18 protein-coding genes, 1 tRNA gene and 2 pseudogenes are annotated in these 16405 nt (G+C 66.6%); all 21 read left to right on the top strand.

The features are described from left to right. The first annotated feature begins 107 nt into the window (after positions 1–107). The 21 genes and pseudogenes from FHW78_RS19915 to FHW78_RS06235 all read left to right on the top strand — a co-directional run bounded on the left by FHW78_RS19915 (position 108) and on the right by FHW78_RS06235 (position 15753). Positions 108–395, top strand: coding sequence for a DNA primase (locus FHW78_RS19915; protein ID WP_183638947.1), 288 nt, complete (start codon positions 108–110; stop codon positions 393–395). Next, entirely contained in the window at positions 392–919 is a 528-nt protein-coding gene (locus FHW78_RS06330) for a GNAT family N-acetyltransferase (RefSeq protein ID WP_183638945.1), read from the top strand. Before FHW78_RS19915 ends, FHW78_RS06330 begins: the two co-directional genes overlap by 4 nt. Before the next feature lie 109 nt (positions 920–1028). Then, positions 1029–1751 (top strand): lysophospholipase, encoded by a 723-nt coding sequence (locus tag FHW78_RS06325; protein WP_255443150.1) that lies wholly within the window; start codon positions 1029–1031, stop codon positions 1749–1751. 38 nt (positions 1752–1789) lie between these two features. Further along, complete coding sequence (locus tag FHW78_RS06320; RefSeq protein WP_183638943.1) at positions 1790–2521, top strand: YebC/PmpR family DNA-binding transcriptional regulator; 732 nt, start codon at positions 1790–1792, stop codon at positions 2519–2521. Positions 2522–2629: 108 nt separating this feature from the next. Then, the gene (gene ruvC / locus FHW78_RS06315) at positions 2630–3151 is read left to right on the top strand and encodes a crossover junction endodeoxyribonuclease RuvC (RefSeq protein WP_141455742.1); all 522 of its coding nucleotides are present in this window, start codon (positions 2630–2632) and stop codon (positions 3149–3151) included. A 112-nt stretch (positions 3152–3263) separates the two neighbouring features. Further along, positions 3264–3851: a Holliday junction branch migration protein RuvA gene (gene ruvA / locus FHW78_RS06310; protein ID WP_183638941.1), complete on the top strand. Its 588-nt coding sequence runs from the start codon at positions 3264–3266 to the stop codon at positions 3849–3851. Between the two features lie 49 nt (positions 3852–3900). Next, positions 3901–5844, top strand: coding sequence for a potassium transporter Kup (locus FHW78_RS06305; protein WP_183638939.1), 1944 nt, complete (start codon positions 3901–3903; stop codon positions 5842–5844). A gap of 88 nt (positions 5845–5932) precedes the next feature. Further along, positions 5933–6973: a Holliday junction branch migration DNA helicase RuvB gene (gene ruvB, locus FHW78_RS06300; protein ID WP_183638937.1), complete on the top strand. Its 1041-nt coding sequence runs from the start codon at positions 5933–5935 to the stop codon at positions 6971–6973. A 42-nt stretch (positions 6974–7015) separates the two neighbouring features. After that, entirely contained in the window at positions 7016–7462 is a 447-nt protein-coding gene (gene ybgC / locus FHW78_RS06295; protein ID WP_183638935.1) for a tol-pal system-associated acyl-CoA thioesterase, read from the top strand. A gap of 27 nt (positions 7463–7489) precedes the next feature. Continuing rightward, positions 7490–8257 carry a protein TolQ gene (gene tolQ, locus FHW78_RS06290; RefSeq protein WP_183638933.1) on the top strand — a complete coding sequence of 256 codons (768 nt, stop codon included), beginning with the start codon at positions 7490–7492 and terminating at the stop codon, positions 8255–8257. A 12-nt stretch (positions 8258–8269) separates the two neighbouring features. Further along, positions 8270–8710, top strand: coding sequence for a protein TolR (gene tolR / locus FHW78_RS06285; protein ID WP_183638930.1), 441 nt, complete (start codon positions 8270–8272; stop codon positions 8708–8710). Then, complete coding sequence (gene tolA, locus FHW78_RS06280; protein WP_183641185.1) at positions 8700–9710, top strand: cell envelope integrity protein TolA; 1011 nt, start codon at positions 8700–8702, stop codon at positions 9708–9710. The genes tolR and tolA overlap by 11 nt, the downstream gene beginning before the upstream one ends. Positions 9711–9813: 103 nt before the next feature. Beyond that, positions 9814–11133, top strand: coding sequence for a Tol-Pal system beta propeller repeat protein TolB (tolB, locus tag FHW78_RS06275; protein WP_183638928.1), 1320 nt, complete (start codon positions 9814–9816; stop codon positions 11131–11133). Positions 11134–11185: 52 nt separating this feature from the next. After that, a complete protein-coding gene (gene pal / locus FHW78_RS06270; protein ID WP_141455750.1) occupies positions 11186–11701 on the top strand; it encodes a peptidoglycan-associated lipoprotein Pal in 516 nt (171 codons plus the stop codon). A gap of 12 nt (positions 11702–11713) precedes the next feature. Continuing rightward, complete coding sequence (gene ybgF / locus FHW78_RS06265; RefSeq protein WP_183641183.1) at positions 11714–12523, top strand: tol-pal system protein YbgF; 810 nt, start codon at positions 11714–11716, stop codon at positions 12521–12523. Between the two features lie 131 nt (positions 12524–12654). After that, positions 12655–13329 carry a 7-carboxy-7-deazaguanine synthase QueE gene (gene queE / locus FHW78_RS06260; protein WP_183638926.1) on the top strand — a complete coding sequence of 225 codons (675 nt, stop codon included), beginning with the start codon at positions 12655–12657 and terminating at the stop codon, positions 13327–13329. Between the two features lie 194 nt (positions 13330–13523). After that, on the top strand, positions 13524–14189 hold the full coding sequence (gene queC / locus FHW78_RS06255; RefSeq protein ID WP_183638925.1) for a 7-cyano-7-deazaguanine synthase QueC: 666 nt from the start codon (positions 13524–13526) through the stop codon (positions 14187–14189). Between the two features lie 67 nt (positions 14190–14256). Next, a tRNA-Lys gene (locus FHW78_RS06250) sits at positions 14257–14332 on the top strand. A 297-nt stretch (positions 14333–14629) separates the two neighbouring features. Then, positions 14630–14872 (top strand): annotated as a pseudogene (locus FHW78_RS06245) (Presumed portal vertex protein); the annotation flags it as partial. Further along, positions 14869–15096 carry a Com family DNA-binding transcriptional regulator gene (locus tag FHW78_RS06240; protein WP_225562307.1) on the top strand — a complete coding sequence of 76 codons (228 nt, stop codon included), beginning with the start codon at positions 14869–14871 and terminating at the stop codon, positions 15094–15096. The pseudogene FHW78_RS06245 and the gene FHW78_RS06240, both read left to right, overlap by 4 nt. Further along, positions 15044–15753, top strand: a pseudogene (locus FHW78_RS06235) (site-specific DNA-methyltransferase). Before FHW78_RS06240 ends, FHW78_RS06235 begins: the two are co-directional and overlap by 53 nt. The last annotated feature ends 652 nt before the right edge of the window (positions 15754–16405 follow it).

Below are 16405 nucleotides of genomic sequence, written 5' to 3'. Positions count from 1 at the left end.
GCCCCGCATTCGCGGGGCCGGGTTCCGCGAATCGTTCTTCCATTCGTCTGGCGGCAATCGCCGCCTGATTCCCCGCCAGGGGATTTTCTTTCTTCCGGAGTATTGGCATGACCGAGTTTGCATTCGCATTGCAGTGGGAAAAGCTGGGCAACGAGGGCACCGAGCCGGGGCTGGTGACCGAACGCGCCCGCGTGTTCGGCGGCTGGGTGGTGCGCATCGGTACCTCGCCGGCGGCGATGGCGCTGACCTTCGTGCCGGACGGCGAGGGCCGCTGGGATGGCGAGGACTTCGGCGAGGACGACTACGAGTACGAGGACGAGGACGAGGAAGAAGGCGAGGACGACGAGGACGCCGAAGAGGAAGACGAGTCGGACGAGGACGACGAGGAAGAGTGAGCGTGGAGATCCGCCGCGCCACCCCGGATGACGCCGGAACCCTGTCGGCGCTGGCAACACGCACCTTCGTCGAGACCTTCGGCCACCTGTATCCGCCGGAGGACCTGCAGGCGTTCCTCGCGGACGCCTACGCGGTGGACAAGCAGCGGATCATCCTGAGCCACCCCGACTACGCGGTGTGGCTGCTGGAAGCCGATGGCGTGGCGGTGGGCCACGCCGCGGCCGGCCCGTGTGGCCTGCCGCATCCGGACGTCGCCGCCGGTGACGGCGAACTCAAGCGCCTGTACGTGCTGAAGGCGCACCAGAACGGCGGCTGGGGCGCGCGCCTGTGCGACACCGCGCTGGCGTGGCTGGAACGTGACGGCCCGCGCACGCTGTGGATCGGCGTGTGGTCGCAGAACTTCGGTGCCCAGCGCTTCTATGCCCGCTATGGTTTCGAAAGGGTGGGCGACTACGAGTTTCCGGTCGGCCGCGTGCGCGACCACGAGTTCATCCTGCGACGGACCGCGCACACGCGGCCCTGAGCCGCGCGGCCAGCCTTCCCCCGCGAGATCCGGTTGGGGGCTGCGCCTGCGGAGCATCCCTCCACGCGCCCGGTTGGCGGGCGGAGCGGGAATCGTAGAGACTGCGGGCATGGTCAAATCCGCGTCCGCTCTCCCCCGCGTCCTCATTCTTCATGGCATCTGGAATGCGCGCTCGTGGGTGGCGCCGCTGGCGTGGCGGCTGCGCGCGGAAGGATTCGATGCCGAGGTGTTCGGCTATGACAGCGTGTTCGGCGGTCCCGAAGCCGCGATTCCGCGCCTGATCGACCATTTGCAGTCCACTGGCGGCCCCATTGGCCTGGTTGGCCACAGCCTGGGCGGCGTGATCGCCCTGGAAACCCTGCGCCAGGCGCCGGATCTGCCGGTGCCGCGGGTGGTCTGCCTGGGCTCGCCGCTGCGCGGCAGCCTGACCGCGCGGAATCTCGCCAGCCATCCCTGGAGCGTGCATGCGCTCGGCCGCAGTGGACCGTTGCTGCTGTCCGGCTGCGCGGCCTGGCAGGGCCCGGCGCAGGTGGGCGTGGTGGCCGGCAACGTCGCGCGTGGTTTCGGCCGCCTGCTGGCCCGGTTCGAAGGGGAATCCGACGGCACCGTGTCGGTGGAGGAAACCCGCCTGGCGGGCCTGGCCGACCACTGCATCGTCGCCGCCAGCCACACCGGCCTGGTGTTTTCCGCCGATGCCGCGCGCCAGGCCGCGAATTTCCTGCGCCACGGACGTTTCGCCCATCCGGAAACGCGTGGAACCGGAGCCGGAACACTGCCCGGAGCGGCGGCCGGAACACGAGCCGATAACGGCCGCGCCGGCGCGATGGAGTAGAATCGCCGCCCCGTCAGCAGCCTTGTTCCGGAAGACCCATGGGTAGAGGACCCTCGATCGAAGCCCGCAAGAATGCCAGCGACGCCAAACGCGGCAAGATCTTCACCAAGATCATCCGCGAGATCGGCGTGGCCGCGAGGGCGGGCGGGGGCGATCCCAACAACAATCCGCGCCTGCGGGTGGCGGTGGACAAGGGCCTGGTGGCCAACATGTCCAAGGACGTGATCGAGCGCGCCATCAAGAAAGCCACCGGCGAGCTGGAAGGCGTGGTCTACGAGGAAGTGCGCTACGAAGGCTATGCGCCCGGCGGGGTGGCGGTGATCGTCGACTGCCTGACCGACAACCGCGTGCGCACCGTGGCCGACGTCCGCCACGCCTTCAGCAAGTGCGGCGGCAACATGGGCACCGAAGGCTCGGTCGCGTTCATGTTCAAGCGACTGGGTGTTCTGAGTTATGCGCCGGGTGCAGACGAGGAAAAAATCACCGAGGCCGCCATCGAGGCCGGCGCGGACGACGTGGTGGTGTATCCCGACGACGGCTCCATCGACGTCATCACCGCGCCCGACGCCTTCCAGGCCGTGAAGGACGCCATGGACGCCACCGGCCTGTCGGCCGACCAGGCCGAAGTCACCTTCCGCGCCGACAACGACATCGCCGTGCAGGGCGACACCGCCAAGCAGGTGGTGAAGCTGCTGGACATGCTCGAAGACCTGGATGACGTGCAGAACGTCTATTCCAACGCCGAACTCGGCGCGGATGCGTATGCGTAAGGACGGGATTGGGGATTCGGGATTGGGGATGATGACGTCCCCGAAACCGGCCCCGTGCCGTGCGCCATGCATTCCATCCCGTATCCCGAATCCCCAATCCCGGCCCCAATGACCCGCATCCTAGGCATCGATCCGGGTTCGCAGCGCACGGGCGTCGGCATCATCGACGTGGATGGCGCGGGGCGGACGACGCATGTGCACCATGCGCCGCTGGTGTTGCTGGGTGCGGAGGATTTTCCGCAGCGGCTCAAGTGCCTGCTGACCGGGCTGGCCGAGATCATCGAGACCTGGCGGCCGGACGAGGTGGCGATCGAGAAGGTGTTCATGGCGCGCAATCCGGATTCGGCGCTGAAACTGGGCCAGGCGCGCGGCGCGGCGATCTGCGCGGTGGTGCTGCGCGATCTGCCGGTGCACGAATACGCGGCCAAGGAAGTGAAACTGGCCGTGGTCGGCAAGGGCAGCGCCGAGAAGCACCAGATCCAGCACATGGTCGGCATCATGCTGGGCCTGCACGGCAAGCTGCAGGCCGACGCTGCCGACGCCCTGGCCGTGGCGATCACCCACGCGCACGTGCGCGCCACCGCCAACCGCCTGGGCGTCAATGCCCGCCAGGCCTGGAGCCGCAAGTGATGTCCGGGATTCGGGATTGGGGATTGGGGATTCGCAACGGCGTGGCGCGGCGGAAGGCCGTGCTTCGCCAATCCCCAATCCCGAATCTCCAATCCCGTGCCCGGAGGGCCAAATGATCGGACGACTGCGCGGCATTCTTTCGCACAAGCAGCCCCCGTGGCTGATCATCGACGTGGGCGGGGTGGGGTATGAGCTGGAGGCGCCGATGAGCACCTTCTACGATCTGCCCGACGTCGGCCGCGAGGTCACCCTGTTCACCCACTACGCGCAGAAGGAAGACAGCGTGTCGCTGTACGGCTTCCTGCGCGAGGGCGAGCGGCGCCTGTTCCGCGACGTGCAGAAAGTCAGCGGCATCGGCGCCAAGATCGCGCTGGCGGTGCTGTCCGGCGTCAGCGTCGACGAGTTCGCGCGATTAGTCCAGTCCAGCGACGTGACCGCGCTGACCCGCATCCCCGGCATCGGCAAGAAGACCGCCGAGCGCATGGTGGTGGAACTGCGCGATCGCGCCGCGGATCTGGGCGGCGGCGGTGGCGGGACCAGCGCCAGCCCGCCGGTGGATCCGCAATCCGAAGCCACCATCGCCCTGCAGCAATTGGGCTACAAGCCGGCCGAGGCCGCCCGCATGGCCCGCGATGCCACCGGCAGCGGCGACGATGCGGCGACGATCATCCGCAAGGCCCTGCAGTCGGCCCTGCGCTGAACTGTTTAGAGCCTTTCCTCACTTACCGCGCGCTAGCCTTTACCCCGCCATGTCCGCATCCGCTTCCTCCCATTCGGCCGCTTCGTCCTCCGGCGGCCACGGCCACGGCCACGGCCATTCGCACGGCACGCCGCAGGGCCTGCCCGGCCTGGTCATCGCCGCGGCCGGCGTGGTGTTCGGCGACATCGGCACCAGCCCGCTGTACACGCTGAAGGAAGCGTTCTCCGAACACTTCCACCTGCAGGCCAACCACGACACGGTGCTGGGCATCCTGTCGCTGGTGTTCTGGGCGATGATGATCGTGGTGACGGTGAAGTACGTCTCCATCATCATGCGCGCCGACAACGAGGGCGAGGGCGGCATCATGGCGCTGATGGCGCTGACCCAGCGCACCCTCAAGAAGGGATCGCGCACCGCCTACGTGGTCGGCATCCTCGGCATCTTCGGCGCCTCGCTGTTCTTCGGCGACGGCGTGATTACCCCCGCCATCTCCGTGCTGGGCGCGGTCGAGGGCCTGGAGGTCGCCGCGCCGGCGCTGGATCGCTTCATCGTGCCGATCACCATCGTGATCCTGCTGGCGGTGTTCCTGGTCCAGCGGTTCGGCACGCAGAAGGTGGGCCGGGTGTTCGGGCCGATCATGGTGATCTGGTTCCTGTCGCTGGCCGCGATCGGCATCGGCAACATCATCGACGCGCCGGAAGTACTCAAGGCGCTCAACCCGCTGTGGGGTGCCCGTTTCTTCATCGACCACGGCTGGCAATCGGTCCTCATCCTCGGCGTGGTGGTGCTGGCTGTCACCGGCGGCGAGGCGCTGTATGCCGACATGGGCCATTTCGGCATCAAGCCGATCCGCTACGCCTGGTACATCCTGGTGCTGCCGTGCCTGTTCCTGAACTATCTGGGGCAGGGCGCGTTCGTGCTGGAGCATCCGGCGGCGGTGGTGAATCCGTTCTATGAAGCGGTCCCGCGCTGGGCGCTGTACCCGATGATCGTGATGGCCACGCTGGCGGCGGTGATCGCCTCGCAGGCGGTCATCACCGGCGCGTTCTCGGTGGCACGCCAGGCGATGCAGCTGGGCTACATCCCGCGCATGCAGATCAAGCACACCTCGCACGACACCATCGGCCAGATCTACATCCCCGGGATCAACTGGATCCTGATGGTCGCGGTGCTGACCGTGGTGCTGATGTTCCAGGATTCGACCCGCCTGGCCGCGGCCTACGGCATCTCGGTATCCGCGACCATGCTGATCGACACCCTGCTGCTGGCGCTGGTGACGCGGGCGCTGTGGCCGAAGGGCAGCGGCGTGGTCATCGCGCTGTGCGTGGTGTTCTTCGTGGTCGACGTCGGCTTCGTGTTCGCCAATGGCGCCAAGTTCTTCCAGGGCGCCTGGTTCCCGGTGGTGCTGGGCATCGTCGTGTTCACCCTGCTGCGCACCTGGCGCCGCGGCCGCGAGCTGCTCAGCGCCGAGATCCGCAAGGAAGGCATCCAGCTGGATACCTTCCTGCCCGGCCTGATGCTGGCGCCGCCGGTGCGGGTGCCGGGCACGGCGGTGTTCCTGACCGCCCAGACCGGCATGGTTCCGCACGCGCTGCTGCACAACCTCAAGCACAACAAGGTGCTGCACGAGCGCAACGTATTCCTGACCGTGGAAACCCTGCCGGTGCCGTTCGCGCCGATGGAAAAGCGCCTGAAGATCGACTCCATCGGCGACGAGTTCTACCGGGTCATCGTCAAGTTCGGCTTCATGGAGACCCCGGACGTGCCGCAGGCGCTGATGCGTTCCTGCGACCGTGGCGGCATCTACTTCGATCCGATGGAGACGACCTATTTCGCCAGCCGCGAGAGCATCGTCGCCACCGCCCATCGCGGCATGCCGGTCTGGCGCGACAAGCTGTTCGCGGTCATGCACCGCAACGCGGCGCCGGCGACCGGATTCTTCCGCATTCCGGGCAACCGGCTGGTCGAGCTGGGCGCGCAGGTCGAGATCTGAGCGCGGCATCGCGGAGCGCATGACCTGAAGGGCCGGACCCGCGCGGGCGCCGGCCTTTTTCCATGGCGGTTTGCCCCATAATGGCGGCATGACCGAAGACCGCATCATCGCCTCCGGCGCCACCCGCGAAGACGAAGCCATCGAGGCCAGCATCCGGCCCAAGCGGCTGGACGAGTATCTCGGCCAGAAACCGGTGCGCGAGCAACTGGACATCTACATCCAGGCGGCCAAGGGACGCGGTGAGGCGCTGGATCACGTGCTCATCTTCGGGCCGCCGGGGCTGGGCAAGACCACCCTGAGCCACGTCATCGCCAACGAGCTGGGCGTCAACATGCGGGTCACTTCCGGCCCGGTGATCGAGAAGGCCGGTGATCTGGCCGCGCTGTTGACCAACCTGCAGCCGCACGACGTGCTGTTCGTGGACGAGATCCATCGCCTGTCGCCGGTGGTCGAGGAAGTGCTGTACCCGGCCATGGAGGATTTCCAGATCGACATCATGATCGGCGAGGGGCCGGCCGCCCGTTCGATCAAGCTGGACCTGCCGCCGTTCACCCTGGTCGGCGCGACCACCCGCGCCGGCCTGCTGACCGCGCCGCTGCGCGACCGCTTCGGCATCGTCCAGCGGCTGGAGTTCTACAGTGCCGAGGAGCTGACCAGCATCGTGCGCCGTTCGGCCCGTATCCTCGGCATCGACTGCGAGCCACAGGGGGCCGCCGAAATCGCGCGGCGTTCACGCGGCACGCCGCGTATCGCCAACCGACTGCTGCGACGGGTCCGCGACTACGCCCAGGTGCGTGCCACCGGCCACATCGACCACGCTGTCGCCGATGCGGCCATGCAGATGCTGAAAGTGGACCCGGAGGGCTTCGACGAACTGGATCGGCGCATGCTGCGGACCATCATCGACAGCTTCGACGGTGGCCCGGTGGGCGTGGAATCGCTGGCGGCGGCCCTGTCCGAGGAACGCGGCACGCTGGAGGACGTCATCGAGCCCTACCTGATCCAGCAGGGTTTCCTGATCCGCACCGCGCGTGGCCGCATGGCCACCTCCAAGGCCTACCGGCACCTGGGCCTGAAACCCCGCCGGGAACTGGAACTGGGCGGCGGCGGCAATGACGAACTGTTCTGAGCCGATGGCCCGGTACCCCGTTTTGTCCGGAGAAGCCTGCCTTTGAGCGCCCAATCGCAGACCAATGACCCCGTTTCCCGGCTATTCAGTTGGCCGACACGCGTCTATTGGGAAGATACCGACGCTGGCGGCGTGGTCTATCACGCGCAGTACGTGGCGTTCCTGGAACGTGCGCGGACGGAATGGCTGCGCGCTCGCGGCCACAGCCAGGAGTGGCTGCGCGGGGACCATGACCTGGTCTTCGCGGTCCGCGCGATGACGCTGGATTTCCTGAAACCGGCGCGCCTGGACGACCTGCTGCAGGTGGAACTCGTGTTACGCCAGTGCAAGCGCGCCAGTGTCGTCTTCGCCCAGCGCATCCTGCGCGGCGAGGACGTCCTGCTGACGGCAGAGGTGAAGGTCGCGGCGCTTTCCGCCGCGGGATTCAGACCCAAACCGCTGCCCGAAGCGTTGTATGAAGAATTCAAGTTGTTCGAAACGCCGAACTGACCAATCCGAAACATCGAGGAATACCGGATGATCGCACCGCTCCTGGCCGCCGTGGTCGAAGCCCTGCCCGAGGACACCGCCGCCGCCGCCGTCCAGGCGACCGCCGCCGCCACCCACAGCGGCATCAACTACCTGGAGCTGATGCTCAAGGCCAGCCTGCCGGTCAAGCTGATCGTCGTGCTGCTGCTGCTGGGCTCCCTGATCAGCTGGATCATCATTTTCCGCAAGGCGCGGGTATTCAAGGCCGCCAACCGCGACGCCGATGACTTCGAGAGCCGGTTCTGGTCCGGCGCCGAACTGAGCAAGCTGTACGCCAGCGCGGCCGACCGCAACCGGGTGGTCAGCGGACTGGAGGCGATCTTCGAAGCCGGCTTCCGCGAATTCGCCCGCCTGCGCGACAAGCGCAAGCTGGACCCGCGCGCCCAGTTGGAAGGCGCCCAGCGCGCCATGCGCGCGACCTACGCGCGCGAGGTCGATCAGCTGGAACGCAACCTGGAGCTGCTGGCCAACATCGGCTCCACCGCGCCGTACGTGGGTCTGGTCGGCACCGTGTTCGGCATCATGGTCACCATGCACGACATGCTCAACAGCGGCGAGCAGGCGGGCATCGCCTCGGTCGCGCCGGGCATTTCCGAAGCGCTGTTCGCCACCGCCATCGGCCTGTTCGTGGCGATTCCGGCGGTGTGGGCCTACAACCGCTTCACCACCCGGGTCGAGCGCATCTCGGTGCGTTATGAAACCTTCGCCGAGGAGTTCAGCTCGATCCTGCAGCGCCAGTCCTCGGGCGACGAATAAGCGGAGTCCGCCATGACCGCCGCCATCTCCCGCATGCGCAAGCGCCGCAAGCTCAAGTCCGAAATCAACGTCGTGCCGTACATCGACGTGATGCTGGTGCTGCTGATCATCTTCATGGTGACCGCGCCATTGCTGACCCTCAGCGTGGACGTGGACCTGCCCAGGTCGAACGCCCGTTCGGTCGAGAGCAAGAAGGATCCGATCATCGTCAGCGTCAACGCCGACGGCGCCTATACGCTGACCCTGGAAAGCGGCAAGCCGGAGCGCCTGGACGGCGTGACCCTGGCCGCCAAGCTCAAGGCCTTCGTCAGCCAGAATCCCGATGCGCCGGTGTTCGTCGCCGCGCCGGGCCATTCTGATTACCAGAAGGTCATGGACACGATGGTGATGTTGCAGCAGGCCGGGGTGAAGAAGGTCGGCCTGATGAGCCAGCCCGGTGGCAATGCACGCTGACGCGCTCCCCCCCCGGCATCGTCCCGAAGAAGACGATCTCGCCGTTCCGGTCGCACTCGCGATCGGCGTGCATGCGCTGATCGCGCTGCTGTTCCTCGCCGCCTACCTGTGGTCGCCCTCGCATGACTTCGACGCGGCCGCCGGTTCGCCGGTGATCGAGGCTTCGCTGGAGATCTCCAGCGCCGATATCCGCTCGGCCCAGCAGGCGATGGAAAACGCGCCCAAGCCGGAGCCGATGCCGACCCCGATCGAGGAAACCGCCGAGGAGGAGACGGTGCCGCCGCCTCAGCCGCTGCCCGAGCCGCGCCCGCAGGACTCGCCGGTGGCGCCGCAGCAGCAGGCGCAGGAACGCATCCCCGTCCCGGACACCGAGGACCAGGACGCCGCCAGTCGCCTGGCCATTTCCCAGGAAAAGGCGCTGAAGGAGCAGGAAGAGAAGCGTCGCCAGGAACAGATCGACCTGACCGAGCGCGAGCGCCAGCAGGAGGCCGAGCGCAAGCAGCGGCTGGCCAAGCAGCAGGAAGAGGCCGAGCGCGACAAGAAGCTGGCCGACCTGCGCCGCCGCCGCGAGCAGGCCGCCCGCGAGGCGCAGATGGCGGAGCAGAAGCTGCGCCAGTTGCAGAACGTGCAGGCCCAGCGCGCCAGCACCACGGCCAGCGCGGCGACTCCCGCCGCCAGCCGCAGCGGCGGCCAGCCGGGGCAGGGCGGCACCAGCAACGATCTGACCGCGCAGTACGCCGCCGCCATCCAGCGGGCGGTGCTCAACCAGTGGATCCGCCCGGACAGCGTGCCGGTCGGCCAGCGGTGCCGCATCACCATCCGCCAGTTGCCCGGCGGCGAAGTCATCGACGCCAAGGTCGACCCGAGCTGCCCCTACGACGAGGCCGGCCGGCGCTCGGTGGAGGCCGCGGTGCTGCGCGCCCAGCCCCTGCCGTACCGTGGATTCGAGAATGTTTTCCAGCGCACCCTGAATTTCACGTTCGAAGCGCAGGATCGCTGAGAGAATCGCGTTCCTGAACAGGCGCCGTTCACGATTGCGAAAACGTTCACGCGCAAGCTGGTATCCCTTTCCGTTCAGACAGACCGAGAACCCCCGACCTGCCATGAAAAAACTGCCGCGCTGGCTTTCCGCCCTGACCCTCCTGCTGCTGTCGTTCGCCGCTGCCGCCCAGGAGCGTGGGCTGGACATCGACATCATCGGCGGCAATGCCTCGGCGCTGCCCATCACCATCGTGCCGATGCCGTACCAGGGCTCGGCGGGCGCCCCGCAGACCGACGTGGCCGGCGTGGTGCGCGCGGACCTGGAGCGTTCCGGCTCCTTCCGCACCCTGCCGGAGGCCAGCATCGTCGAACGCCCGACCCGTGGCAGCGAGGTCCAGTATCCGACCTGGCGCGCGCTCAAGCAGGACTATCTGGTGGTGGGCCGCGTGGTCGACGCCGGTGACGGCGGCTACCGGGTCGAGTACGAACTGTTCGACGTGGCCAAGCAGGAGCGCCTGCTGGGATTGGCGATGACCGCGCGCGCCAACGCCATGCGCGATGTCGCCCACCAGATGGCCGACGCCATCTACGAGAAGATCCTCGGCATCCCGGGTGCGTTCTGGACCCGCATCGCCTACGTCACCGCCAGCGGCGCCGGCAAGGGCGCGCGCTATGCGCTGATGATCGCCGACTCCGACGGTTTCAACCCGCAGACCGTGGTGCGCTCCTCCGAGCCGCTGCTGTCGCCGTCGTGGGCTCCCGATGGCCGTCGACTGGCCTATGTGAGCTACGAGGGCGGCAACTCGGCCGTCTTCGTCCAGGACATCACCACCGGCGCACGCCAGAAGGTCTCGGGCTTCCGCGGCATCAATGGTTCGCCGTCGTTCTCGCCGGATGGCAACCGGCTGGCGCTGACCCTGTCGCGCAGCGGCAATCCGGAAATCTACGTGATGGACATCGCCAGCCGGCAGCTGCGCCAGCTGACCAACCAGTCCAGCATCGACACCGAGCCGGTCTGGAGCCCGGATGGCGGCAGCATCTACTTCACCTCCGATCGCGGCGGCCGTCCGCAGATCTACCAGGTGCCGGCCAGCGGCGGTTCCGCGAGCCGGGTAACGTTCGAAGGCAGCTACAACGCCTCGGCGAAGATTTCCTACGACGGCAAGAAGATCGCCGTGGCGCAGGGCAGCGGCAACACCTACCGCATCGCCCTGATGGATCGCAGCCTGGGCTCGCCGCGCTGGTCCACCCTGTCGCCGGGCTCGCTGGACGAGTCCCCCAGCTTCGCGCCCAACGCCAGCATGGTCCTGTATGCCGCCCGCGAAGGTGGAAGAGGCGTACTGTATGCGGTCTCCGCCGACGGCCGGGTCCGCCAGCGCCTGGTGCTGGCCGATGGCGATGTGCGCGAGCCGGCATGGTCGCCGTACCGCGCAAAGCGTTAAGATAACGTCTACGGTTTTACCCCCATCCCTGCGAGAAGCCGAAGGAATGACGATGAACAATACTGCCCGCGTTTTGATGCTGTCCCTGATGTCCGTGGCCGTGCTGGCCGGTTGCAAGAAGGCTGTGAAGGAAACCCAGCCGACCGACACCACCACCACCGTCCCGACCACCCCGACCGAGCCCACCACTTCCGGCGTCTACGGCCCGAACGACCTGGACACCGACGCCTGCCTGCGCCAGCGCGTGGTGTACTTCGATCTGGACCAGGATTCGCTGAAGCCGGAATTCCAGGCCATCATGGGCTGCCACGCCAAGTACCTGCGTGACCGTCCGTCCTCGCGCATCACCCTGGAAGGCCATGCCGACGAGCGCGGCAGCCGCGCCTACAACCAGGGTCTGGGCGAGCGCCGCGGCAACGCCGTGTCGTCCGCGCTGCAGGCCAACGGCGGCTCCGGCAGCCAGCTGAGCGTGGTGAGCTACGGTGAAGAGCGTCCGATCTGCACCGAATCCAACGAGTCGTGCTGGGCGCAGAACCGTCGCGTCGAGATCGTCTACACCGCCAAGTAAGCGATGAGCGCGATGTCGATCGGCAAGCGTTTCCTGCTGGTCACGGCGGCGGCCCTGGTGGCCGCCGCTCCCGCCTGGGCGCAACGCCAGAGTCTGGCGGACCGCGTCGCGGCGCTGGAGGCCAAGGCCAACAATTCCCAGGCCAACATGGAATTGTTGAACCGCCTGAGTCAGCAGGAAGGCGAAATCCGCGAACTGCGTGCGCAGATCGAGAAGCTCCAGCACGATCTGCAGGAGTTCCAGCAGCGCAATCGTGATCAGTACCTGGATCTGGATGGCCGGCTGAACCGCATGGAAGGCGGTGCCGCGCCGCCCGTGGCGGTGCCCGCGACCAGCAGTGGCGGCGGCACCCCGCCCACGACCCCGCCGGTGGCCGCCAATGTCGAACCGGCGCCCTCCGTGCATGGCGATCCCGGATCCCTGGCCCAGGCCGGGGATGAACGTACCGCCTACAACCAGGCGTTCGACAAGCTGAAGTCCGGCGACTATGTCGGCTCCGCCCAGCTGTTCACGGCCTTCCTGCAGGCGTATCCCAGCGGGGTCTACGCGCCCAACGCGCTGTACTGGCTGGGCGAGAGCTACTACGTCACCCAGAATTACGCGTTGGCCGCGGAGCAGTTCCGCGCGCTGATGGAGCGCTATCCCACCCACGACAAGGCGCCGGGTTCGCTGCTCAAGCTGGGCCTGTGCGAATACGGCCTGGGCAAGGTCGACGCCGCCGAGCGCACCCTGGCCGACGTGGTCAGCCGCTATCCCGGCAGCGATGTCGCCCGTACCGCCGACGATCGACTGAAGGCCATCCAGCTCGGCCGACTGCGCTGAGTCCGTGCCAGGGAAAGGCCGGCCGCGGTCCGCGGTCGGAACGGCACGCGCCCCTGGCCGCGGCCGTCGCTGAACGCAATCCACCCCCACCGCCCGACGGCCGCCGCGCCGACAGGCGATAATGTGCCGTCATGAACGCCGTCCCCACGTCCGAGCCCGTTGCCCAGGAACGCCTGAAGCTGACGGAAATCTTCCTGTCCCTGCAGGGCGAGGCCAACACCGCCGGCTGGCCCACGGTGTTCGTGCGCCTGACCGGCTGCCCGCTGCGTTGCCAGTACTGCGATACCGAGTACGCGTTCTATGGCGGCCAGTGGTGGGACATCGATGCGATCCTGGCCGAAGTCGCCCGCCACGGTGTCCGCCATGTCTGTGTGACCGGCGGCGAACCGCTGTCCCAGAAGCGCTGCCTGATCCTGCTGCGCCGGCTCTGCGACGCGGGCTACGACGTCTCGCTTGAGACTTCCGGCGCGCTCGACATTGCGGAGGTCGATTCGCGGGTTTCGCGGGTGGTTGACCTGAAGACCCCCGGCTCGCGTGAAATGGCCCGCAACCGGCTGGAGAACCTGCCGCTGCTGACCCCGCGCGATCAGGTGAAGTTCGTCCTGTGCGGACGCACCGACTACGACTGGGCGCGCGGGATGGTGGCCGAGCACCGGCTCGCCGAGCGCTGTGACGTGCTGTTTTCGCCTTCCAAGTCCGAACTGGAGCCGCGCCAGCTGGCCGACTGGATCGTCGAGGATCGGCTGCCGGTACGTTTCCAGATGCAATTGCACAAGCTGCTCTGGAACGACGAGCCGGGCCGGTAGCGATGGGCGTACGTGCGCGGCCCACGTGGCGCTTCGCGCGTGAATCCCCCATAGCCCCCTTTGACCAGCCATTGGGCTGTTGAGGAGCATTGCAAAAGGGGGCGAAAGCAGGATGCTTTTCCCGATTCCCGATTCCCGATTCCCGATTCCCGATTCCCGATTCCCGATTCCCGATTCCCGATTCCCGATTCCCCATGAAAAAAGCCGTCGTTCTTCTCTCAGGTGGCATGGATTCCGCCGTCGTCGTCGCCATCGCCCGCGAGCAGGGCTATGCCGTGCATGCGCTGAGCGTGCGCTATGGCCAGCGCCACACCTCGGAGCTGGAAGCCGCGGACCGGGTCGCGCGTTCGCTGGGCGCGGTCGCGCACAAGACCGTGCATGTCGACCTGCGCAGCATCGGCGGATCCGCGCTCACCGACGACATCGACGTGCCTGAAGCCGGCGGCGGCGGGATTCCGGTGACCTACGTGCCGGCCCGCAACACCATCATGCTGTCGGTGGCGCTGGGCTGGGCCGAGGTGCTGGGCGCGGCGGACATCTTCTGTGGCGTCAACGCGGTCGATTACTCCGGCTATCCCGATTGCCGGCCGGAATTCATCGAGGCCTTCGAGAAACTCGCCAACCTGGCCACCAAGGCCGGCGTGGAAGGCGCGGGCCTGCGCGTGCACGCGCCGCTGATGAGGATGGGCAAGGACGACATCGTGCGCGAGGGCCTGCGCCTGGGCGTGGACTTCTCGGAGACGGTCTCGTGCTACCAGGCCGACGAACAGGGCCGCGCCTGCGGCCACTGCGACGCCTGCCGCCTGCGCGCAGCGGGTTTTGCCGATGCCGGCGTGGCCGACCCGACCCGGTACGCCTGAACCCCGGATTTTTCAGCCGCCCCCAAGCTGGGTTAGAATTCGCACCCCGGCGCAACGCCGGGTGCATGGGCCGTTAGCTCAGTCGGTAGAGCAGAAGACTTTTAATCTTTTGGTCGAAGGTTCGAATCCTTCACGGCCCACCAATCGCATCAATAACTTACGTCGTGACGCGGCGCGCAAAAACGCCCTTCCGGAAAAATGACCGGAAAAATGGAAGCCCGGCGCGACGTTCCACGCATACCTGCATGCATGAAAAAACCCGCCGATGGTGGGCGGGTTTTTCGTGGTCGACCAGGGCATGGCCAACTCAGGGTTTCGCTGGCTTCGCCGGCTTTGGCGGCGTGACAACTGGAAGCGCGTGATAGTAGCGGACCGTCGTGCTCGGCGACTTGTGGCCAGCGCCGTCCTGCGCATTGCCGATGTTTCCTACGGTGTCAGTGGATGAGTTTACCGGGATCAAGGGCGTCACCCGCGATGACGTGTTGGCGTCGCTGCGTATCCCGCCCCAACTGCTCGGAATCGTGCCACAGAACGCGGGTGGCTTCGGTAACATCGGCGATGCGTCCTCGGTATGGGAAGCTAACGAACTGGTGGCGATTCAGCGGCGTCTGCTGCGGGTCAATGAGTGGCTGGGTTCGGAGGTGATCCGATTCAATGAGGCGGAGCCGAAGGCGTCCCGATGAACCGTTCGTTGCTTTCAAATCTCCGTTGTGGTGATTGCGCGCGCCTGCTGGCGAAAGCGGGCGCGTTCGATGAGCTGCAGATCAAGTGCCCACGCTGCGGCGTGGTCAATCATTTGAAGGCCCAGAGCCTCCCGACAGATCGCCAAGAGCGGCTGACAGAAGGCTCTAGCCATGAAAAACCAGCTGCACCAGGGCGACGCCCTGAAGTTCCTGCCGACGCTTGAATCGGCTTCGTTTGATGCGGTGATTACAGATCCGCCATACGCCAGTGGTGGGTTGACCGCTGCGGCGCGCACGCGCGCCGTCGCAGAAGTATCAGCAATCCGGATCGCGTGGCCTGCACCTCGACTTCGCGGGGGACGAACGCGATCAGCGATCGCACCTGCGCTGGATGGCGTTGTGGTTGTCGGAATGCGTGCGCATTCTCAAGCCCGGCGGGGCGGTGTGTGTGTTCACCGACTGGCGTCAGTTGCCGTTGACCACCGACGCGCTGCAATGCGCCGGCTTGATCTGGCGCGGAGTCACCGTGTGGGACAAGACCGAGGGCACGCGACCGGCCCTTGGCCGCTTCCGCAACCAGGCCGAATACATCGTCTGGTGCAGCAAGGGCGCGATGCCGTTGGAGCGTGATGCGCCGGTGCTGCCGAGCGTGGTCCGCGTGCCTGTCCGACGAACCGACAAGTACCACATGACAGGCAAGCCCACCGAGCTGATGCGGCAGGTGGTCCGCATCTGCGAGCGGGGTGGGCGCATCCTTGACCCCTTCGCAGGTTCCGGGACCACGCTGCTGGCCGCCCAGGAAGAGGGCTACGGCTGGACGGGCTGCGAACTCACCGACCACCTACGCCGCCGTCGCCCGCGAGCGACTGGGCGCGCCCTAGCGCCACGCCCACCGCCATCGCGCCGCAACTGAGCCGCCCTCCGGGGCGGCTTTTTCGTGCGCGCTCGGTGCCGCGGCCGAAATATTAAAAAAACGTGAAGACGGCCGAACCTGAACGGAATTTTGCCCCGGCGCGCGCAGTCGTCGCCCCGCCACGCCTGCGGTCTAAACCCCTGGGTTTTCCGCACGCCTGCAGATCGCAATTCGGGCCGCCGTAGCGGGCTCAGGAGCGCTGAGAGGGGCGCTCCTGAGCCTGCGGAACCCTGCGAAGGCGAGGCGCCCTCAGTGCCGTTCCGCAGCCTTCCAGCGAACTCGGCGGGCAGGGTGAAAAATTTGGATGCCCATCGGAACGGGTAATAGGTAATCGCCCCCCCCCCCCTGAAATCCGGTCTAACCCATTGATTTTGCGGTTGTTTTAGATGTTACCTCAGGAGGTAATCCGAGGTAACACGGGAGCTAACATCGAGCCAAGTCATTGATTTAAAAGGGTTCCATTTTTGCCTGATATTACCTTCTAAAAAGGTAACAAGATTACCCCGCCGTTACCCTTTTATTACCTTTGAGATTGACTCTTAACTATCTGATATGAAAGAGAAATAGTGCTGCTTTTTCGCCGTATTACCTTTATTACCCGTTTCCGGCGGCCACCTCAA

Source organism: Pseudoxanthomonas sp. OG2, from assembly GCF_014192765.1.
Classification (GTDB): Bacteria; Pseudomonadota; Gammaproteobacteria; order Xanthomonadales; family Xanthomonadaceae; genus Pseudoxanthomonas_A; species Pseudoxanthomonas_A beigongshangi.
Note: the sequence above shows the minus strand (reverse complement) of the source record. Positions and strands in the feature narration are given on the sequence as shown.